The organism is Streptosporangium sandarakinum, from assembly GCF_050942225.1.
In the GTDB taxonomy this organism is placed as follows: Bacteria; Actinomycetota; Actinomycetes; order Streptosporangiales; family Streptosporangiaceae; genus Streptosporangium; species Streptosporangium nondiastaticum.
Genome location: NZ_CP192034.1, coordinates 1,322,414 through 1,342,231 on the forward strand (window position 1 = coordinate 1,322,414; position 19,818 = coordinate 1,342,231).

17 protein-coding genes are annotated in these 19,818 nt (G+C 74.6%); 11 read left to right on the top strand and 6 right to left on the bottom strand.

What is annotated here, in order from left to right; translation table 11 throughout:
• The first annotated feature begins 121 nt into the window (after positions 1–121).
• A complete protein-coding gene (locus ACQP10_RS06370) occupies positions 122–2,740 on the top strand; it encodes a bifunctional FO biosynthesis protein CofGH (RefSeq protein ID WP_433541036.1) in 2,619 nt (872 codons plus the stop codon).
• A gap of 72 nt (positions 2,741–2,812) precedes the next feature.
• Here the strand turns inward: ACQP10_RS06370 and ACQP10_RS06375 are convergent, their stop codons facing one another.
• From ACQP10_RS06375 to cofD, 4 genes are read right to left on the bottom strand one after another with little or no spacing between them, the layout of a single operon-like run.
• Positions 2,813–3,571, bottom strand: a complete 759-nt coding sequence (locus ACQP10_RS06375; protein WP_179819446.1) for an SRPBCC family protein — start codon at positions 3,569–3,571, stop codon at positions 2,813–2,815.
• Positions 3,572–4,201, bottom strand: coding sequence for an ArsR/SmtB family transcription factor (locus ACQP10_RS06380; protein WP_179819445.1), 630 nt, complete (start codon positions 4,199–4,201; stop codon positions 3,572–3,574). It lies immediately after the preceding gene.
• Between the two features lie 49 nt (positions 4,202–4,250).
• Complete coding sequence (locus tag ACQP10_RS06385; protein ID WP_346021891.1) at positions 4,251–5,573, bottom strand: coenzyme F420-0:L-glutamate ligase; 1,323 nt, start codon at positions 5,571–5,573, stop codon at positions 4,251–4,253.
• Positions 5,570–6,592, bottom strand: coding sequence for a 2-phospho-L-lactate transferase (gene cofD / locus ACQP10_RS06390; RefSeq protein ID WP_246423937.1), 1,023 nt, complete (start codon positions 6,590–6,592; stop codon positions 5,570–5,572). The genes ACQP10_RS06385 and cofD overlap by 4 nt, the downstream gene beginning before the upstream one ends.
• Positions 6,593–6,828: 236 nt before the next feature.
• Here cofD and ACQP10_RS06395 point away from each other — a divergent pair, with 236 nt between their 5' ends.
• The 5 genes from ACQP10_RS06395 (at position 6,829) to ACQP10_RS06415 (ending at position 14,300) form a co-directional block, all read left to right on the top strand.
• The gene (locus tag ACQP10_RS06395) at positions 6,829–9,099 is read left to right on the top strand and encodes a hypothetical protein (protein WP_433541037.1); all 2,271 of its coding nucleotides are present in this window, start codon (positions 6,829–6,831) and stop codon (positions 9,097–9,099) included.
• A 228-nt stretch (positions 9,100–9,327) separates the two neighbouring features.
• Positions 9,328–9,588, top strand: coding sequence for a WhiB family transcriptional regulator (locus ACQP10_RS06400; RefSeq protein ID WP_179819442.1), 261 nt, complete (start codon positions 9,328–9,330; stop codon positions 9,586–9,588).
• Positions 9,589–9,841: 253 nt separating this feature from the next.
• Positions 9,842–12,109: a glycosyltransferase gene (locus ACQP10_RS06405; protein ID WP_433541038.1), complete on the top strand. Its 2,268-nt coding sequence runs from the start codon at positions 9,842–9,844 to the stop codon at positions 12,107–12,109.
• Positions 12,076–12,879: a hypothetical protein gene (locus ACQP10_RS06410; protein WP_433541039.1), complete on the top strand. Its 804-nt coding sequence runs from the start codon at positions 12,076–12,078 to the stop codon at positions 12,877–12,879. Before ACQP10_RS06405 ends, ACQP10_RS06410 begins: the two co-directional genes overlap by 34 nt.
• Positions 12,876–14,300 carry a DUF5719 family protein gene (locus ACQP10_RS06415; RefSeq protein ID WP_433541040.1) on the top strand — a complete coding sequence of 475 codons (1,425 nt, stop codon included), beginning with the start codon at positions 12,876–12,878 and terminating at the stop codon, positions 14,298–14,300. Before ACQP10_RS06410 ends, ACQP10_RS06415 begins: the two co-directional genes overlap by 4 nt.
• Positions 14,301–14,359: 59 nt before the next feature.
• Here the strand turns inward: ACQP10_RS06415 and ACQP10_RS06420 are convergent, their stop codons facing one another.
• Positions 14,360–14,755 carry a metallopeptidase family protein gene (locus ACQP10_RS06420; protein ID WP_179819440.1) on the bottom strand — a complete coding sequence of 132 codons (396 nt, stop codon included), beginning with the start codon at positions 14,753–14,755 and terminating at the stop codon, positions 14,360–14,362.
• 358 nt (positions 14,756–15,113) lie between these two features.
• Here ACQP10_RS06420 and ACQP10_RS06425 point away from each other — a divergent pair, with 358 nt between their 5' ends.
• The 5 genes from ACQP10_RS06425 to ACQP10_RS06445 are packed head-to-tail and all read left to right on the top strand — an operon-like array spanning position 15,114 to position 19,177.
• On the top strand, positions 15,114–15,482 hold the full coding sequence (locus ACQP10_RS06425; protein ID WP_179819439.1) for a DUF3499 domain-containing protein: 369 nt from the start codon (positions 15,114–15,116) through the stop codon (positions 15,480–15,482).
• A 49-nt stretch (positions 15,483–15,531) separates the two neighbouring features.
• A complete protein-coding gene (locus ACQP10_RS06430) occupies positions 15,532–16,884 on the top strand; it encodes a phosphomannomutase/phosphoglucomutase (protein WP_433541041.1) in 1,353 nt (450 codons plus the stop codon).
• Positions 16,885–16,888: 4 nt separating this feature from the next.
• The gene (locus ACQP10_RS06435; protein ID WP_179819437.1) at positions 16,889–17,062 is read left to right on the top strand and encodes a Trm112 family protein; all 174 of its coding nucleotides are present in this window, start codon (positions 16,889–16,891) and stop codon (positions 17,060–17,062) included.
• The gene (locus tag ACQP10_RS06440) at positions 17,059–18,165 is read left to right on the top strand and encodes a bifunctional phosphoglucose/phosphomannose isomerase (protein WP_346021897.1); all 1,107 of its coding nucleotides are present in this window, start codon (positions 17,059–17,061) and stop codon (positions 18,163–18,165) included. Before ACQP10_RS06435 ends, ACQP10_RS06440 begins: the two co-directional genes overlap by 4 nt.
• Positions 18,166–18,214: 49 nt before the next feature.
• Positions 18,215–19,177: a cation diffusion facilitator family transporter gene (locus tag ACQP10_RS06445; protein ID WP_179819435.1), complete on the top strand. Its 963-nt coding sequence runs from the start codon at positions 18,215–18,217 to the stop codon at positions 19,175–19,177.
• On the opposite strand, the gene ACQP10_RS06450 is transcribed toward ACQP10_RS06445, so the two are convergent.
• Positions 19,092–19,628, bottom strand: coding sequence for a MerR family DNA-binding transcriptional regulator (locus ACQP10_RS06450; protein ID WP_433541042.1), 537 nt, complete (start codon positions 19,626–19,628; stop codon positions 19,092–19,094). The genes ACQP10_RS06445 and ACQP10_RS06450 overlap by 86 nt on opposite strands.
• Between the last annotated feature and the right edge of the window lie 190 nt (positions 19,629–19,818).

Below are 19,818 nucleotides of genomic sequence, written 5' to 3' on the forward strand. Positions count from 1 at the left end.
TACGCATGCATTTACGTCCATCGAGACTTTCTTTACCTGATAGTTCAGATCTGCTGAAATGTCCGGACGGCGATCCGGACCCGCGGCGAGCCGGCCGGGGAGCGGGCCGTAATGTGCCCCCATGAGCGTGAACCCCACCGACACCGCGACGCGGCGAGCCCTGGCCCGTGCCCGGGACGGCAAGACCCTCGACGTCACCGAGGCCACCGTCCTGCTGCACGCGACCGGAGAGCACCTCGACGCCCTGCTGGAACACGCCGGGCGGGTCCGGGACGCGGGCCTCGCCGCCGCCGGGCGGCCGGGGGTCGTCACCTACAGCCGCAAGGTCTTCATCCCGCTGACCCGGCTCTGCCGCGACCGGTGCGGCTACTGCACGTTCGCCGTCGCCCCGCACCGGCTGGAGAGCATGTACCTCGGCCCCGACGAGGTGCTGGACATCGCCCGGCGGGGCGCGGAACTGGGCTGCAAGGAGGCGCTGTTCACCCTCGGCGACCGGCCCGAGGACCGCTGGCCCCAGGCCCGCGAGTGGCTGCACGCCCACGGCTACGACGACACCCTCTCCTACGTCCGCGCCATGGCGATCCGGGTCCTGGAGGAGACCGGGCTGCTGCCGCACCTGAACCCGGGCGTGCTGTCCTGGCGCGACCTGCAGCGGCTCAAGCCGGTCGCGCCGTCGATGGGCATGATGCTGGAGACCACCTCGCGGCGGCTGTTCGAGGAGAAGGGCGGCCCGCACTACGGCTCGCCCGACAAGGACCCGGCGGTACGGCTGCGCGTCCTGGAGGACGCCGGGCGCACGAACGTGCCGTTCACCAGCGGCATCCTCATCGGCATCGGCGAGACCGTCGCCGAGCGCGCCGAGTCGCTGTTCGCGCTGCGCGCGGTGGCCCGCGAGTACGGCGGGCTCCAGGAGGTCATCGTCCAGAACTTCCGCGCCAAGCCCGACACGGCGATGCGCGGCATGCCCGACGCCGACCTGCGGGAGCTGGCCGCCACGATCGCGGTGGCCCGGCTGGTGCTCGGACCGCGCGTGCGGTTGCAGGCCCCGCCCAACCTGGTGGACGGCGAGCACGCCCTGATGATCCGGGCCGGCATCGACGACTGGGGCGGCGTCTCTCCGCTGACGCCCGACCACGTCAACCCCGAGCGGCCCTGGCCGCAGATCGACGACCTCGCCGCCCGCACCGCCGCCGCCGGGTTCACCCTGCGCGAGCGGCTGACGATCTACCCCGAGTACGTGCTGGCCGGCGAGCCGTGGCTCGACCCCCGGCTGCGCGGGCACGTGGCCGCACTCGCCGACCCGGAGACCGGCCTGGCCCGCGAGGGCGCGACGCCGGTGGGCCGCCCCTGGCAGGAGCCGGACGGCGGGTTCGCCGCCGCGGGCCGTACCGACCTGCACACGGCCGTGGACACCGAGGGACGCAGCCGCGACCGCCGCGACGACTTCGACCACGTCTACGGCGACTGGGACGCCCTGAGGGACCGCCTGCCCGCGGGCCCGCCGTCCGGGGACCGTGCCGGGCGGGCGCCCGCGGCGCTGCTGGGGGAGGTGTCGGAGGCGCTGCGGCGGGCCGCGTCCAACCCGGCCGGGCTGACCGAGGAGCAGGCGCTCATCCTCCTCGACACCGCCGGCGACGCCGACGGCGCGGGCGCGGACGACGCCGCGCTGGACGAGCTGTGCCGGATCGCCGACGACCTGCGCCGCCAGGCGGCCGGGGACGACGTGACCTACGTCGTCAACCGGAACATCAACTTCACCAACGTCTGCTACACCGGCTGCCGGTTCTGCGCCTTCGCGCAGCGCCGTACCGACGCCGACGCCTACACGCTCAGCCTGGAGCAGGTCGCCGACCGCGCCTGGGAGGGGTGGCAGGCCGGGGCGACCGAGGTGTGCATGCAGGGCGGCATCCACCCCGACATGCCGGGTGACGCCTACTTCGACCTCGCCCGCGCGGTCAAGGCCCGGGTGCCGGACATGCACCTGCACGCCTTCTCGCCGATGGAGGTCGTCAACGGCGCCAGCCGGCTCAACGTGTCCGTCGAGGAGTGGCTCGCCGGGGCCAGGGAGGCGGGCGTGGACTCCCTGCCGGGGACCGCGGCCGAGATCCTCGACGACGACGTGCGGTGGGTGCTGACCAAGGGCAAGCTGCCCGCCGCCGAGTGGGTCGAGGTGATCACCACCGCCCACCGGCTCGGCATCCCGACGACGGCCACGATGATGTACGGCCACGTGGACACCCACGCCCACTGGGTGCGGCACATCCGGCTGATCCGCCGTATCCAGGAGGAGACCGGCGGCTTCACCGAGTTCGTGCCGCTGCCGTTCGTCCACACCAGCGCCCCCATCTACCTCGCCGGGATCGCCCGGCCCGGACCGACGGCACGGGAGAACCGGGCCGTGCACGCGCTGGCCCGCGTCCTGCTGCACGGCGCGATCGGCAACATCCAGTGCTCCTGGGTCAAGCTCCGCGACGACCTGTGCCGCCAGGTGCTCCAGGGCGGCGTCAACGACCTCGGCGGCACGCTGATGGAGGAGACGATCAGCCGCATGGCCGGATCCGAGAACGGCTCCTTCAAGACGATCACCGAGATCGCGGCGATGGTCGCCCCCACCGGCCGGCCGGTCCGGCAGCGCACCACCTCCTACGGTGTGCCGGACGCCGAGCGGCTGGCCGCCGCCGCGGCGAGCGACGGCGTCTGCCGCAGCGTACGGGCCCCGCTCCCGCTGGAGGCGCGCTGAGCCTGCCGGACGGGCATCGCGGGGGCGTTCCCTCCGAAAGGAGGGGCGGCCCGCGACGTCCCCGCCCGATGATCAGGAGAACAGGGCGGTGAGCCAGTCCTGCCAGGCCCGTTCGGCCTTCGCGGCGTCGGCGTCGGGGGCGAACAGGTGGTGGCCCAGGACCATCACGTCGCCCCGTTCCGGGCCGGAGTGGATGAACCGGTAGAGGCCGTCGGCGGTGCGGACGCCCAGCAGGGACCGTCCGGCGGCGTAGTCGACCACGCCCTCGACCGGGGCGAGCCCGTCCACCGTGACGCGGGCCGGGTCGCCCGCGGCGGGGTCGCCGGGCAGGCCGAGCGCGCCGGTGAGCAGCGACCAGGCGCGGTCCTGGTCGGCGGACCCAGGGCGGAAGGCGGAGACGACCGCCGTGGCGGTGCGGCCGGGGAAATGGAGCAGGTAGGCGGCCAGGGTGTGGAGGTACATGTCCCAGCCCTCCTGCATGGCCTCGTACTCGGCCTCCCAGTCGTCGCCGAGGAAGCCGTGCTGCGCCAGGCGCAGCACGGTGCTGCCGCCGTCGCGTCCCTCGATGAGGTACTCGAAGGCCATGAACCTGCCGTCGGGGGCCTCCTCGCCGCGGTGGGCGAACCGCTTGCCCGGCTCCCAGGCGGTGATGGTGGAGCCCTCCGCCATGCCGCCGAGGGTCATCCGCGTGCTGCCGCCCTCGCCGCCGAGGACCTCGTTGCGCCCCATGAACCACGAGTCGATGCCCGGACCGGTCGCGATGGCCTCCCACACCTCCTCGGGGGTGGCCGGAAGGGTGATCTCCTTGCGCAGATCGAACTCGTGCAGCATTCAGCTCTCCTCGGTGCCGTCGGACCCGGTGGTCCGAGTCTGCACCGATTCGGGAGTGACGCGCGGATGAATCGCGATGACGAGGCGGTGGGGCCGCCCACCCTCGGCCGTCTCGTCGTGGTACTTGGCGACCAGCGCGGTGACCGCGCCGGACAGCTCCTCGGCGAAGGCGGCGCGGTCGGCCGCCGAGGCGAAGCGCACCTCGCCGTCGATGGCGAACGTCGCCACCCGCTTCTGCGCCCGGGTCGCGCCGCTGATCAGCTCGCCCACGTCGCGCACCAGCCGGGAGGCGACGGCCAGCAGCCAGCGGGCCGACAGCCGGTCGGGCGCGCGCGACGGGTCGGGCGCCACCGGGGCCAGCGCGACCGGGGAGATGACGTAGGAGGAGGCGGTGGCGCGCATCACCCGCTCGGTGACGTTGCCCTTCCTGCGCTCCTCGACCAGCTCCACCAGGCCGTGCTGCTCCAGGGTCTTCAGGTGGTAGTTGACCTTCTGACGGGGCAGGCCGACCTTGGCGGCCAGCATGGTGGCCGAGGCCGGCTCGGCCAGCTCGGCCAGCAACCGGGCCCGGATCGGGTCCAGTGAGACCTCGGCCGCGGCCGGGTCGTCGATCACCGCCACATCCAGCATGCCACCACTGTATCCGACAATCTTTATTGTCGGAAGGGCGGGATCCGGCCTACCGGACCGCGATGAAGTCGTCCGCCTTCCTCGGGGCCCGCTCGCGCGGCGGCGCGGCCGGGCGGCCGATCGCGACGGCGCCCATCGGGTCCCACGTCGCGGGCAGGTCCAGTACCTCGCGGACCACGTCGCGGCAGAACATGGTGGACGACACCCAGGCCGACCCCAGACCCTCCACCGCGAGCTGGACCAGGAAGTTCTGCACCCCGGCGCCCGCCGCGACCACGAACATCTCCCGCTCGGCCGCCGCGCGGCGCCGGTCGGGGTAGGTGTGGGAACCGTCCATGACCAGGCAGGGCACGGCGAGGTACGGCGCCGCCCGCAGCACCTCCCCGCGCCTGACCCGCCGCTCGATCGACGCCTCGGAGAAGCCGTCGCCCCGCAGGTCGGAGATCCACGCCTCCCGCATGGCGTCGAGCAGCCGCAGACGGGCCTCGGCCGACTCCAGCAGCACGAACCGCCAGGGGGTCGTGTGGTGCGGCGCCGGGGCGGCGATCGCCGCGTCCACCGCCCGGCGGACCTTGGCGCCGTCCACCGGCTCGGCGGCGAACTCACGGATGGTGCGGCGGGCGAAGACCACGTCGCGCGAGCCGTACCGGAACATGTCGTCCTCGGACTGGCGGACCAGCTCCCGCACGCCCGGCCCGTCCTCCTCGGTGGTGTACTCCGCCATGCCGCGGATCACCGCCACCGGGGTCTGTGCGATCTTGCCCTTGACCAGGTCTCCGGCGGCGGCGAACTCGTCGGCGATCGCGGTGAGGGTCACCTCGAGCGGGTTGCCGTAGTCGTCGGACAGGCCCCGGTAGTCGAGCATGGCGGTCATCCCGGCCACGCCCACGGCCATGTCGGTCTGGCCGTTGCGCCAGGGACGGCCGAAGGTGTCGGAGACGATCACCGCGACCGACACGCCGAGCCGCTCCCGGATGCTCCTGCGGACGGCCACGGCGGAGGCGTCGGGGTCGACCGGGAGCAGCACGACGGTGCCGGGCTCGGAGTTGGAGGCGTCCACCCCGGCGGCGGCCATCACGAACCCGTGCGAGGTCTCGGCGATGACGGTCTCGCCCCGCCGGGCGACGACCCGCCGGGTCTCGTCGGCGACGGCCTCCGAGCGGCCTACGCCGCGGCGGACCCGGCCCTCGGCCTTGCTGGAGATCTTGGAGGTGACCACGAGGATGTCGCCGTCGCGGAGGTCGGGCATGGCCGCGGCGATCAGCGCGCCGACGTCGTCCCCCTCCCGTACCTCGGGCAGCCCGGGGACGGGGAAGATCTCCAGTCTGGTCTCGGCGGGCTGCTCGTCCTGCTTGCGGCGGGTCCTGCTCATCTTTCCTCTTCGTCTTGTGCCCCGGCGGCTTCGTTCCGCGCTCCGGTGGCTTCGCTCCCGGTCCCGGTGGCCCGGCCGCGCGAGGCCGCGAGGTCGGTGGCCATGTCGAGCGCGGCGCGGGCGATCGCGGTCGCCGCCTCGACGTCGTGCATGATCAGGGGGCGGGCCTCGACGCGGACGCCGTCGAGGCCGACCCCGGCGTCCTCCTCGGCGACCAGCCAGCCGTCCAGCAGCGGCGAGCCGTACAGCTCCAGGACGGCCTGGGCGGTGGTCTCCACACCGATCGCGGCGAGGCAGGCGTCGGCCATGCCGCGGACCGGGGCGCCGCCGACGATGGGGGAGACCCCGACGACCGTCTTGCCCTCAAGGGCCTCCCGGATGCCCTTGATCTGCAGGATCGTGCCGATGCTGACCACCGGGTTGGACGGCGGCAGGATCACCGCGTCGGCCTCGGCGACGGCCTCCAGCACGCCGGGGGCGGGCCGGGCCTCGTCGGCGCCGACCAGGACGATCCGCTCGGCCGGGACGGACGCGCGCATCCGCACCCACCACTCCTGGAAGTGGATCGCCCGGCGGCCCAGCTCGTCGGAGACGACCACGTGGGTCTCGACGCGGTCGTCGGTCATCGGGATCAGCCGCACACCCGGCTCCCAGCGGGCGCACAGGGCCTCGGTGACCGCGGACAGCGGGTATCCGGCCCGCAGCATCTGGGTGCGCACGATGTGGGTGGCGAAGTCGCGGTCTCCCAGGCCGAACCACTGCGGTTCGACGCCGTAGGCGGCCAGCTCCTCCTTGACGACGTGGGACTCGTCGCGCCGGCCCCAGCCCTGCTCCTCGTCGATGCCGCCGCCCAGGGTGTACATCACGGTGTCGAGGTCGGGGCAGACCTGCAGGCCGTACAGGACGATGTCGTCACCGGTGTTGCCGATGACCGTTATCTCCGAGTCGGGGGCCGCGGCGCGCAGGCCGCGCAAGAAGCGGGCGCCGCCGATACCGCCGGCGAGGGACACGATGCGCATGACGTCCAGTCTTCCACTGCCTCGTGGCGGCCGGTCCGGAAGCCCGGCGTGAGGCGGCGGCCGCCTTGTCTTGATCGTTACGGGAGCCGTCCGCGCAGGCGGGAGCACCGATACGGTCGTCCGAAATATACGGCAGTGTCCTTAATGGTTGTCTTGTGGGTCTGGTGAGGTTGCAGAGAGTTCCGACGTGTAAGTCGGCCATGTGCAAAACTGGCTCGGATTTACCTGACGACCCGGTGGGGGTAGTTGTGAACAACGTCGAGGCTGACCGGCTCCGCGGACCGGCCGCGTGGCTCATGGTCGCCACGGCGGCCATGAACGTCCTTTTCGGCATCACGCGGCTGCTGTTCGGGCTGTCCGGCTACGGCGAGGTGTCCTTCGCCGTCCGCGCCCAGGCGATCCTCGGCGGCCTCGCCTCCCCGGTTTTCGTCGCGCTCCTCGTCGGCGGCGTCCTGCTCGGAAGCCACTTCGGCCCGCCGGTCGCGCGGCTGAGGCTCATGACCCAGGTGGCCGTGGCCGCCCTCGGCCTGATGACGCTGTTCGGCGCGATCGGCCTGATCGGCGGGCTGTTCGCCGGTGACGACGTCATGGGCCTGCTGGAGTTCCTTCTCCTCAACGTTCCGGCGCTGGCGCTCGCCGCCGTCGGGCTGCTCCACCTGCTGCCCCGGATGTCCGCGGCCGCTCCCAAGGCCCGGCCCGCCGGGTTCGCCGAGGGAAGCGGCCTCGGCGCCGTCGGCGGCCTGGGCGGCGCGCAGGAGCAGCGCCCGCAGGAGCGGCAGTACGCCCCGGCGCAGGAGCAGCCCGTCCCGGCGCCCCCGCAGGCCGGACCCGCCGGGGGCCGGCAGGACCAGCCGTTCCAGCAGGGCTTCCCGCAGAACCCGGCCCAGCAGCCCGATTCGCCGCATGCCCCCCAGTACGGCGCCCCGCAGGCCCCCCAGCAGGCCCCACAGCAGGGTTTCCAGCAGCAGGAGGCCGCCTTCCAGCAGGGTCAGCCTGGCCACCAGAGCCACCAGGGCCAGCAGGGCTTCCAGGGGCCGGGGATCCCGCAGGGCCCCGCGGAGCAGGCGCCCGCCGCCCAGCACGGGTTCCCGGACCAGGGCGCGCAGCCGGGTCTCCGGCCGCAGGAGGCCCCGTCCGGCGCCCACGGCCAGCCCCAGCACTCCCGGGGCCTTCCGGCCCTCCCGCCCGCGCAGAGCGGCACGCAGGGTCCGGCGGTTCCGCAGGGCCCCGCGGCCCCGATGGTCCCCGAGGGGCACGGCGGCGGCTACCCGTCCGAGAACCACCTCCAGTCCGCCGCGACCACCGCCTACCCGGCCCAGCCGAGCGAGGGCCACGCGCCTGCCTACGCGCCGCCGGCCGGCGAGGGGCACGCGCCTGCCTATCCGCAGGCCGGTGAGGGGCACGGGCCGACCTATCCGCAGGCCGGTGAGGGTCACGCCCCGGCCGCCTACGCGCCGCAGGCCGGCGACCAGGGGTACGGCGCGCAGCCTCCGGTCTACAACCCGGCTCCGGCACAGCCCTCCCTGCCCCCGCAGACCCCCGCGGCCCCGGCCGAGCAGCCGTACACGCCCGGCCCGTACGTGGCGGCCGACGTCCAGCCCGCGGCCACGCCGTACGAGCAGCCCGCGGCCACGCCGTACGAGCGGCCGGCCGCGCCGTACGAGCCGCACGCCCCCTACGCCGCCCAGGCCGACCAGACCCGGCCCCCGACCTATGGCGAGCCGCAGCCTCCCGGCTACGACCGGCGGCCGGCCGAGAGCGGAATGGGCGGTTACGCTCCGCAGGCCGAGCAGCAGACGCCGTTCTACACGCCCCCGCAGGAGACCTACCCGCCGCAGGAGGGCTACTCTCCGCCGGCCGAGGCCGGGGCGCACACCGCCTTCGACGGCCGGCCGCAGCAGTCCTTCCCGCAGCCGCCGGAGAACTACGGCCAGCCGCTCACCGGCTACTCCGGCGGCGAGTTCGCCTGGCAGACCGAGCAGGGCACGCCCTACCAGGCGCCCGCCCCGGTGGACCCCCGCTCCCAGCAGATCGCCCAGGCCTACCAGCAGGCGGAGAGCTACGCCCAGCAGGCGGAGAGCTACGCCCAGCAGGCGCAGGGGACCGAGCCGCAGCTGCGCGTCCCGGAGTACATGTCCTCCCCCGGCTCCCCGGGCCCGCAGACCGGCGGCTACGACGACCCCTTCGGACATCCGCAGGCCCCCCAGGGTCCGCCCGCGGCGCAGCCGTACCAGCAGCAGGGCGGGCAGCAGGGCGGCGGGCAGTGGGACGCGCATGAGGAGTCGACGATGCGGCTCACCCCCGGCGCCTATCAGGGAGACCCGCTGAACGACCCCGACCCCGGGCTCAGGCCGTGGGACTCACGCCCGACCATCGACCCGACCGCGATCTACAAGCCGGAGCGCTCGGCGCAGGTCACGGGAGAGGAAAGCACGGATAGAGAAAGGGTGGGCCCCGGTCAGGAGCAGAACATGTCCTGGTACGGTTCCGACCGCCGAGAGCACTGAACGCCCAGGCGATCGTCATGATCGCCTGCCGATCGCCCTCGTGGCGAGGAGCCACGACACGCCGACCGGGGAGAGCAGGTCTTTCCCCGGACATCGGCATGCCGCTTGACGTCACACAGGCCACGCGCGTGTAATTACACACGTGTTGTTACGCCTTCCTCCTGCTGGGTAGGAGGGGGGCGTTCATAGGGGGGCTCGATTTGCGGGCGGGTGGCAGGGAGGTGTGCAGTGGCCGACCTGGTCATCGCACAAGACGGCATCGCTGAGGAGCAGCTCGGCTGGCAGGAACGCGCGCTGTGCGCGCAGACCGACCCGGAGGCGTTCTTCCCGGAGAAGGGGGGCTCCACCCGGGAGGCCAAGAAGGTCTGCCGCTCGTGCGAGGTGCGTGCCGAGTGCCTGGAGTACGCGCTGGAGCACGACGAGCGGTTCGGCATCTGGGGCGGGCTCTCGGAGCGAGAGCGTCGCCGGATCAAGCGCGAGGCGGTCTGAGGGTTCCGGCAGACGATGAGGGCGTCCGGAGAGGGCGTCCGGTGACATGACGAGGGGTCACGTGACCGTGGGGGGCGCGTGGCCCTTTTTTCACGCCCGCGCCCCCTGACCGCCCGCCGTACGGCCCGCCGCCACGCGAGGCCGGTGTCCCTCCCCGGGCACATGATCCTTCCCCGGCGGACATGACCTTTCTCCCGCCCCTGACATGGCCTGACAGCCGTGTCGTATCGTTGTCGCCGATCATCACCCCCTCATGGACGCGAGACGCATGTCCGTCACCGACGCCCCCTCGCCCCCCGACACCGTGACCGCGATCATCGTCAGCCACGACGGCGCCCGATGGCTGGGGGAGACCCTCGACGCGCTGCTCGGGCAGACCCGCCCGGTGGACCGCGTCGTCGGGGTGGACACCGGCAGCCGCGACGGCGGCGCCGAGCTGATGAGAAGGGTTCTCGGCCCGAACGCCGTGCTCTCCCTGCCCCGCCGGACCGGTTTCGGCGAGGCCGTCGCCGCGGTGCTCGACCGGCTCGGCCCGGCGGACGGGCGGGAATGGCTCTGGCTGCTGCACGACGACTGCGCGCCGGACCCCGGTGCGCTGCGGGCCCTGCTGCGGGCGGCCGGCGACGATCCGGAGATCGGGGTGCTCGGCCCCAAACTCCTCGACTGGGTGGACCGGAGGGTCCTGCTGGAGGTCGGCGTCACCGTGGACCTGGCGGGACGCAGGGACACCGGGCTGGATCCCCGCGAGTACGACCAGGGCCAGCACGACGCCGACCGCGACGTGCTGTCGGTCTCCACGGCCGGGATGCTCGTCCGCCGGGACGTCTGGGAGGAGGTCGGCGGGCTCGACCCCTTCCTGCCGCTGTTCCGCGACGACCTCGACCTGTGCTGGCGGGTCTGGGCCGCCGGCTACCGGGTGCGCAACGTCGCGGGCGCCCTCGCCTGGCACGCCGAGGCCGCCGCCCGGCGCCTCCGCCGCGTCGGTGCCGGCGGAGGCGCCGCCGCCGGCGGAGGGGCCGACGGCGGCGGCGTCCGTGAAGGCGTCCGCGGAGGCTTCGGCGACGGCATCGGCCGTGGCGGCGAAGGCGGCCGTCTCCGCCGCCTGGACCGGCGCAACGCCGTGTTCGTGGTCATGGCGAACCTGCCGCCCCGGTCGTTGCCGTGGGCGCTGGCCCGCAACATCGCCGGCTCGGCCTGCCGCGCCCTGCTGCTCCTGCTGGGCAAGCGGCCCGCCGCCGCGCTGGACGAGATCGCCGCGCTCGGCTCGGTGCTCGCCCGTCCCGCCCGGCTGGCCGAGGCCCGGCGGGCCCGCGCCGCGGGACGGCGGCGGTCCCACCGGGCGGTCGCCCGGCTGCTCACTCCGCCGGGGGCGGGCTACCGGCGGGTGGCCGAGTGGCTGGAGGGCCGCCTGTCGGGCGCCGGGATCCCGGAGTCCGCGGGCCGCCACGCGGTGACCGCGCCCGGGGAGGACGGCGACGAGCTGCTCGCCGACGCCGGGGGGATGCAGCGGTTCCTCGGCAACCCCGGCGTGCTGCTCTTCCTGGCGCTGACCGCGGTCACGCTGGTCGCGGAGCGCTCCCTGCTCGGCGGCTCCCGGCTGGGCGGGGGCGCGCTCGTCCCGGTGATCGGCGGGGCGTCCGACCTGTGGGACCTCTACATCGGCGGGCCCCGCCCGGCGGCGCTGGGCGGCGACGCGTGGGCCCCGCCGTACGTCGCGGTGCTGGCCGCGGTCTCCACGGTGCTGATGGGCAAGACCTGGCTCGCGGTGTGGCTGCTGCTGCTCGGGTGCGTGCCGCTGGCCGGGGTGTGCGCCTACGTGGCGGCCCGCCCGTTCGTCCCGGGCCGGTGGGCGCGGGCCCTGCCGGCCGCCTGCTACGCGCTCCTGCCGGTGGCCACCGGCGCGATCGCCGCGGGACGGCTCGGCACCGCCGTGGTCTTCATACTGCTGCCCGCCTGCGCGGCGCTGGCCGTCACCGTGCTCACGGGCGAGCGCCGCCGCGCCCGCCGAGCCGCGTGGGCGCTCGGCCTCCTGCTGGCCGTCGGCACGGCCTTCGCGCCGCTGCTCTACCCGCTCGCGCTGGTCCTCGGCGCGCTCGCCGCGCTGGCCTTCCCGCGCCGGGGCATCGCCGCCTCGGTCGCGATCGTGTCCGGTGTCCCGGTGGCGCTGCTGCTTCCCTGGCTGGCCGGGATGGCCGCGAACCCGGGCCGGCTGCTGCTGGAGGCCGGCCTGCACCGGCCCGGTCTCGCCGATCCCGCGCTGCCCGCCGGGACGCTGCTGGCACTCGGCCCCGGCGGACCGGGCGTGCCGCCGGCCTGGGTGACCTGCGGCCTCGTCGCCGCCTGCGTCGCCGTGACGGCCATGCGGCGCGACCGCCCGGTCGCCGCGATCGGCTGGGGGTCGCGCTGTTCGGCCTGCTGGTCGCGATCCTGGTCAGCCGCACCACCGTCTCCTCCCCGGACGGCGACGCCGGCCCCCCCTGGCCCGGCGTGCCGCTCGCCTTCGCCGCCACCGGGATGCTGACGGTGGCGGTCCTCGCCGCGCGCCGGGCCGCGGGGTTCCTGACGGCGAACACAGGAGGTACGGCGAGCAGGGTAGGCGCGGCGAGTGCGATGGGCGCGGCGAGTGCGGTGGGCCGGGCGCGCCGGGCCACCGCGCTCGCCGTCGTGGCGGCCGCCTGCTCCACGCCCCTGCTCGCCGCGGTCGCCTGGGTCGCCCGGGGCGCGGACGGCCCGATCAGCGGGAACGTTCCGGACGCGATGCCGGCGCTGGCCGCGGTCAACTCGGGCGACCGCGACCTGACCCTGCTGCTGCGCGCCCGGGGCGGTGGCTTCACCTTCACCGTGCTGCACCGCCGTACCCCGCTGGTCGGCGAGGCCGACGTCCCCGTGCCCGCGGAGCCGCGCGACCGGGTCGCCGTCGCGGCGGCCGGGCTGGTCTCGGGCCGGGGCGGCGACGACGTCCGGGTGCTGGCCGCCCACGGGGTGCGGTTCGTCGCGGTGGCCTCGCCGGTGGACCCGCGGGTCAGCCGCGCGCTGGACTCCCAGCCCGAGCTGGCCAGGATGAGCCTGTCGCGCAGGGTGGGCGTGTGGCGGGTGACGCTCCCGGTCACCCCCCTTCCGGCGGCCCCGGACGACCCGTGGCACGGCCCCTGGCTCTGGGTCCAGGCGGTGATGGCGGCGGCCGTCGCGGTCATGGCCGCTCCCGGGTCGCGTGACGAGCCCGCCCCGGGTGGCTCCCGGGGTGACTTTCGGGGCGGCTCCCGGGCGGGCGGGGAGGCGGTGGCCCGTTGAGAGCCCTCGTCGAACGCCGTCCCGGCCCGCCCCGGCTCGTCCTGGCCGTCCTCGCGGGCCTGGCCGTCCTGTACGGCCTCGCCGCCGCGACCCGTCCGGAGACCGCCGTCGCGCCCGCTCCCGCGCCGCGGAAGGTGCCGGTGGCCTCCGTGACGGCCGTCTGCCCCGACCCCGGCGGTTCCGACGTCGGCGTCGTCACCCCGCCGGGCGGCGGCGGGCGGGGCGCCGCCGCGCTGGTCGCCGGGGAGAGGACGCTGGCCACCCTGACCGTCCCCGCCGGCCTCTGGCAGGAGAAGCTGAAGGCCGGCTCGCCGCCGCTCGTCGTGACGGCCTCCGGGAGCATGGCGGCGGGGCTGGAGGCGGCGCAGACCCGCCGGGAGACCTCGGGCGAGCAGCGGGGGCTGGCCGGAACACGGTGCGTGGAGCCGGGCGCGAGCGCCTGGCTGGTCGGGCCGGGCCCGGCCGCGGCCGACGTCACGCTCCACCTCGCCAACGCCGACCTGGCCCCGGCGGGCGTGGAGATCACCGTCTACTCCGGCGAGGGCCCCGTGGCCGGCGGCTCCGGCGACACGATCGTGGTCGAACCGGGTGAGAGCCGCGCGATCAGGCTGCGCGACATCGCCCCCTCGCCGCTGGTCATGGCCGTCGAGGTGAGCACCGCCTTCGGCCGGGTCACCGCGGCGGCCCACGCGGTCATGAGCGGCGGGCGGGGCGTCGACTGGCTGCCGCTCTCCGCGGATCCGGCCACCCGGGTCGTGGTGCCCGGCGTCCCCGGCGGCGGGGGCCGGCGCGACCTGCTGGTCGCCTCACCCGCCGAGACCGACACGATCGTCGAGGTCCGGGTCGTCACGCCCGACGGCACCTACGCCCTGGACGGCCACGACGCGATCGAGGTGCCCGCCGGGTCGGTCGCCGCCATGGACCTGTCCGCCGGCCTGGACGGCAGGCCCGCCGCGGTCCTGCTCACCTCCCCGGTGCCGGTCGTGGCCGCGGTGACGGCCACCGGGACCGGCGACCGGGTGGATGTGGGCTTCACCGCCGGGGCCGCCCCGATCGACCTGGGCAGCGTGGTCGCCGACAACCGCACGGGCGGCAAGAAGAGCTCCCGGCTGGTGTTCAGCGCGCCGGAGACGGCCGGGAGGGTGAGCGTCACGATGCTGCCGCGCAAGGGGAAGGCGCCGGAGCCGATCGAGGTGGAGATCCTCGCCGCGCGCACCAAGGAGGTCGAGCTGCCCGACGTGGACGGCGCCTTCGCGGTGGTCGCGGAGCCGCTGCCCGGCTCGGGGCCGGTGTACGGCGCGCGGGTGATGGACGAGCGCCTCAAGGACGGGCGGGTGCTGACCGTCCAGCCGCTGGCAGCGGCCCGGGTCTGGGCGGTGGTGCCGCCGGTGACCGGGTCCGCGGCGACCGTGCTGCCCTGAGGGCCGCCCGGCGGGCGGTCACGGGTACGGCGGGCGCCGGCTCCGCGGAAGGGCTCTTTTCAGTCCTCGTCCTCGTAGCCCGGGTCCACCGTCTCCGGCGACAGCCCCAGCAGCCCGGCGACCTGCTCGACCACCGTGTCGTGCACCAGCGCGCCGAGCTGCTCGCGGTCGCGGGCCCGGGCCTCCAGGGGGCGCCGGTAGATGACGACGACGGCGGGCCTCTTGCCCGCCGCGGGCTCGGACCGGCCGAACGGGATCGGCTCGCCGCCGAGCAGCCCGGGGCCGTCGCCCAGGTCGGCCGCCGGGGGAACCTCCTCGACCGCGAACTCCACGGTGGCGAGCTGCTTGCCCCAGCGGGGCTTGAGCCGGTCCACGGCGTCCAGGACGAGATCGTCGAAGCGCTCGCCGCGGGACTTGGCGATCGGCACGTGAGAGGGCGCCAGCGGGCCGCGCATACCGCGTCCGTGCCGGTCGCGGCGGCGGGGAGGGCGGGGTCTACCGGGTGCCGAGCTCACGGGCCAAGCTTAGGCCGTGTTCCTCCGGCGTTCCCCCGGTGTTCCCCCGATGTCCGCTCCGGCCCTTCCGGTCACGCGGTGTGGCGGGCGGACCCGGAAACGGCCGCGCGACGCCGCGGGTGCGCCCGGGAACGGCGCCCCCGGCGCGGGGGAACGCGGCCGGGCACCGGTCCCGCCGTGGCGGGCGCAAGCCGTACAGGCGGGTGAAAGCCGGGACACGTGTCCGAATTGTGGCGACACGCTCGTTAAGAGCGCTCAGGTAGTGGCGCCTCGGACGCTTACCGGATACGGTCCCACCGTGAGCCCCGTCCGCCGCTGTTCCCGCACCGCGTGCAGTCAGCCTGCCGTATTCACGCTCACGTACGTCTACGCCGATTCGACCGCCGTTCTCGGGCCCTTGGCGACGTACGCCGAGCCGCACTGTTACGACCTGTGCGCCGAGCATGCCGAGCGGCTGACAGCGCCTCGCGGCTGGGAGGTCGTCCGCCTGCCCAGCGAGGGCGCGCCGCCGAGCACGGACGACCTGGAGGCCCTGGCCAACGCGGTGCGCGAGGCCGCCAGGCCCGCCCCGGGCGGCGGCACCGAGCCGGTCGGCCAGGGGGTCGAGGTCGGGCGGCGCGGTCACCTCAGGGTGCTCCGCTCGGCTCAGCCCCAGCGTGACCGCTGACCCTACTAGGCTGGGGTCGGCAGACACGACATAAAGGGGCGGAGCTGGAGTGGGCGACCTCGCCAGGATCTTCAAGGCGTACGACGTTCGCGGCGTCGTGCCGGACGAGTTCGACGAGGAGACCGCCGAGGCGGTCGGGGCGGCGTTCGCGGAGGTGACCGGGGCCCGCACCGCCGTGGTCGGCCGCGACATGCGCGCCTCCTCCGAGCCGCTGGCCGCGGCGTTCGCCCGCGGGGCCGCCTCGCGGGGGGTCGACGTGATCGACATCGGCCTCGCCTCCACCGACATGCTGTACTACGCCAGCGGCAGTCTCGGCCTGCCCGGTGTGATGTTCACCGCCAGCCACAACCCGGCCCGCTACAACGGCATGAAGATGTGCCGGGCCGGGGCCGTGCCGATCGGCGGCGACACCGGCCTCACCGAGATCCGCGACCGGGCGGCCGAGCTGCTGGCCGCGGGGATCGGCGGGCCCGGCGGCGGGAGCGTGTCCCGGCGCGACCTGCTGCGGGGGTACGCCGACCACCTGCGCACGCTGGTCGACCTGTCCGGCATCCGGCCGCTGCGGGTCGTGGTGGACGCCGGCAACGGAATGGGCGGCCACACCGTCCCCACGGTGTTCGACGGACTGCCGCTGGAGCTGACCGCCCTGTACTTCGAGCTGGACGGCGACTTCCCCAACCACGAGGCCAACCCCCTGGAGCCGGAGAACCTCCGCGACCTGCAGAAGGCCGTCCTCGACACCGGCGCCGACATCGGCCTGGCCTTCGACGGCGACGCCGACCGCTGCTGGGTGGTCGACGAGCGCGGCGAGTCGGTCTCGCCCTCGGCGATCACCGCGCTGGTCGCGGTGCGCGAGCTGGCCAAGCGGCCCGGCGCCCGGATCATCCACAACCTGATCACCTCGCGGAGCGTGCCGGAGATCGTCGCCGAGCACGGCGGCGAGCCGGTCCGCACCCGGGTCGGCCACTCGTTCATCAAGGCCGAGATGGCCGGGACCGGCGCGGTCTTCGGCGGCGAGCACTCCGCGCACTACTACTTCAGGGACTTCTGGTCCGCCGACACCGGGATGCTGGCCGCGCTGCACGTGCTGGCCGCGCTGGGCGAGCAGGACCGGCCGCTGTCGGACCTGCTCGCCGCCTACACCCGCTACGCCGCCTCCGGCGAGATCAACAGCACGGTCGCCGACCAGGCGGCGGCCGTCGAGCGGGTCCGCGAGCGGTTCGCCGCCCGCGACGGTGTCACCTTCGACGAGCTGGACGGCCTGACCGTGTCCGGCCCCGGATGGTGGTTCAATCTCCGTCCGTCCAACACCGAGCCGCTGCTCAGGCTGAACGCCGAGGCGGCCGACGAGATTCAGATGGCAGCGATCAGGGACGAAGTCCTCGCTGTCGTGAGGAGCTGAGCGAGTGAAGATCGACGACTGGCTGCTTGAGATCCTGGCCTGCCCCAACTGCAAGTCACCGCTGCGCGCCGAGCGGGAGACCGACGAGCTCTCCTGCACCTCGCCGTCCTGCGGCCTGGTGTACCCGGTCCGCGACGACATCCCGGTGCTGCTCGTCGACGAGGCCCGGAAGTCGTGAGCTGGGAGCCGGACCGGCTCGACGACCAGGAGTGGCTGGCCGCGGGCGACCCCTCGGGGATGCTGCCCGCGGTGGCCTCCTCGGCCGCCCAGGTCCGCGCCTACCACCGGGCCGCGGCCGAGACCGACCTGTCGTCGCTCGCCGACGACGGCAGGCCCCGGGCGGTCGTGGTCGCGGGCATGGGCGGCTCGGGCATCGCCGGTGACATCCTGGGCGCGGTGTGCGGCCCCGGCGCCCCGCTGCCCGTCACGACGGTGCGGTCCCTGCGGCTGCCCGGGTGGGTCGGCGCGACCGACCTCGTGATCGCGGTGTCCTGCTCCGGCGGGACCGAGGAGACGCTCGCGGTGGCGATGGAAGCCGTCCGCCGCGGATGCCGCCTGCTCGCCGTGGGCGCGCCCGGCTCGCAGCTGGAGTCGGTCGCCCGGCAGGCGGGCGCGCCGTTCGTGCCCGTCACCGTCGGAGGTCAGCCGCGCGCCGCCGTATGGGCGCTGTCGGTGCCGCTCGTCGTCGCCGCCGCCCGGATGCGGCTGGCCGAGGCGCCGGACGAGCTGTTCGAGGGCGTGGCCGTACGGCTGGAGGACATCGCCCACCGGTGCCGCCCGGCCAGCGAGTCGTTCATCAACCCCGGCAAGTCGCTGGCCATGGAGCTGGCCGAGACGGTCCCGATGATCTGGGGGTCGTCGCCGCTCGCCGCGGTCGCCGCCTACCGGTGGGCCTGCCAGCTCAACGAGAACGCCAAGTACCCGGCGGTCTGGGGCGAGATCCCCGAGGCCGGCCACAACCAGGTGATGGCGCTCGACGGGCCGCTGGCCACCCGGGACATCTTCGCCGACGAGTCGGCGCGGTCGCTGCGGCTGGTCGTGCTGCGCGACACCGAGGAGCACCCCCAGGTGGCGCGGCGCCGCGAGGTCTCGGTACGGCTGGCCGAGGACCGCGGGGTGCACGTCACCCAGGTCTCCGCCGAGGGGACGCACCCGCTGGAGCGGCTCGCCTCCCTGATCGGACTGGGCGACTACGCGAGTACGTACCTCGCTCTCGGGTACGGGATCGACCCGACCCCGGTGGGGGCGATCACGGAGCTGAAGGCGAGAATCCCGCAGTAGGCGGGGACGGACCGATGGGATCGATTGTGGAAGCAGCAGGGAGGCCGGCGTGAGCGCGGGCGGCGGTAACAAGGCGATCATCGCGGCGCTGGCCGCCAACCTGTCGATCGCGGTGGCGAAGTTCGTGGCCTTCCTGATCACGACGTCGTCGTCGATGCTCGCGGAGTCCATCCACTCCGTGGCCGACTCGGGCAACCAGTTGCTGCTGCTGGTGGGCGGCAAGAAGGCCGAGCGCAGGCGCACCCGGGAGCACCCGTTCGGCTACGGCCGCGAGCGTTACTTCTACGCCTTCGTCGTGGCGGTGGTGCTGTTCACGGTCGGCGCGCTGTTCTCCCTCTACGAGGGCTGGCACAAGATCTCCGACCCGCATCCGGTGGAGACCCCGATCGTGGCGTTCGGTGTGCTGATCTTCGCGATCGTGGCGGAGGGCTTCTCCTTCCGCACCGCCATCAAGGAGTCGAACCCGCTGCGGGGCAAGCAGTCCTGGATGCAGTTCATCCGCCGCTCCAAGTCGCCGGAGCTGCCGGTCATCGTGCTGGAGGACTTCGGCGCGCTGGTCGGCCTGGTGCTGGCGCTGGCCGGCGTGACGATGGCCGTGATCACCGGCAACGGCGTGTGGGACGGCATCGGCACGATGGGGATCGGCGTGCTGCTCGCCATCATCGCGGCGATCCTCGCGGCCGAGACCAAGTCGCTGCTGATCGGCGAGAGCGCCGGCCCGGAGGTCGAGCGGCGGATCTGCGCGGCCCTGGAGGAGACGCCGGAGGTCAGCCGGGTCATCCACATGCGGACCCTGCACCTGGGGCCCGAGGAGATCCTCGTCGCCGCCAAGATCGCGGTGGACCACGACGACACGGCCGCGATGGTGGCGCGCGGCATCGACGAGGCCGAGCAGCGCATCCGCGCCGCCGTGCCGCAGGCCCGCGTCATCTACCTGGAGCCGGACCTCGACCGGGCGGCGGCCGGTGGCTCGTCTGCCCCGGCCGGTGACCCGTCGCTGAGCCGTCCGTAACGCTCTTCTCCGAAGGGGCCCGGCCGTCGTGCCGGGCCCCTTCGGCGTTGCCGGCGGCCTTCCGGGGGTCTCCGGCGCCCGTGGGGCGGCCATGCGGCGGGGCTTCCGCCGTGCCCGGGGGGCGGCCCTGCAGCAGGCGCAGCGCCTTCTCCTTCTCGAAGTCCAGCGCCCGGCGCGGGGCCTGCAGCCTGCCGATCCGCAGGCCGAGCTCGCGGACGGCCTGCGCCACCGCCGGGTCGCTCAGCACCCGCAGCCCGAAGGCCAGCTCGGCGGGGGAGACGTCGAACCGCCTCTCCAGCTCCACCCCCTGGGCCACCGCCGACAGCTCCTCGGGGCCGAACCGCCGGTGTGAGCCGCGGCTCCTGACCGGGGGCAGCAGCCCGAGGGCCTCGCGGTAGCGGAGCATCCGGGGGGACATTCCGAGCCGCCGGGCAGCTTCCGTGATCCGCATCCCGGCCTCCCGCCGATTCTGACATTCTTCTGTCAGGTTACCCGTTTGGAAGATGCGTCCGGCCGGATCGGCCGCCTAAACTCGTACCGACGACTTTCCGACCGAGTGGCGAGCCGGGTCCCCGAGCGAAGCGGGGCCGCCGAGAGCGGCGGGGCCCGGGACGAACGCGACCACTGATCAAAGGGGTAAC

Excerpts from the sequence above, each read along its gene's own strand:
- cofD (WP_246423937.1), bottom strand. The coding sequence starts at position 6,592 with ATGCGCATCGTGTCCCTCGCCGGCGGTATCGGCGGCGCCCGCTTCTTG.
- ACQP10_RS06375 (WP_179819446.1), bottom strand. The coding sequence starts at position 3,571 with ATGCTGCACGAGTTCGATCTGCGCAAGGAGATCACCCTTCCGGCCACC.
- ACQP10_RS06385 (WP_346021891.1), bottom strand. The coding sequence starts at position 5,573 with ATGAGCAGGACCCGCCGCAAGCAGGACGAGCAGCCCGCCGAGACCAGA.
- ACQP10_RS06370 (WP_433541036.1), top strand. The coding sequence starts at position 122 with ATGAGCGTGAACCCCACCGACACCGCGACGCGGCGAGCCCTGGCCCGT.
- ACQP10_RS06405 (WP_433541038.1), top strand. The coding sequence starts at position 9,842 with ATGGACGCGAGACGCATGTCCGTCACCGACGCCCCCTCGCCCCCCGAC.
- ACQP10_RS06450 (WP_433541042.1), bottom strand. The coding sequence starts at position 19,628 with ATGCGGATCACGGAAGCTGCCCGGCGGCTCGGAATGTCCCCCCGGATG.
- ACQP10_RS06380 (WP_179819445.1), bottom strand. The coding sequence starts at position 4,201 with ATGCTGGATGTGGCGGTGATCGACGACCCGGCCGCGGCCGAGGTCTCA.
- ACQP10_RS06420 (WP_179819440.1), bottom strand. The coding sequence starts at position 14,755 with ATGCGCGGCCCGCTGGCGCCCTCTCACGTGCCGATCGCCAAGTCCCGC.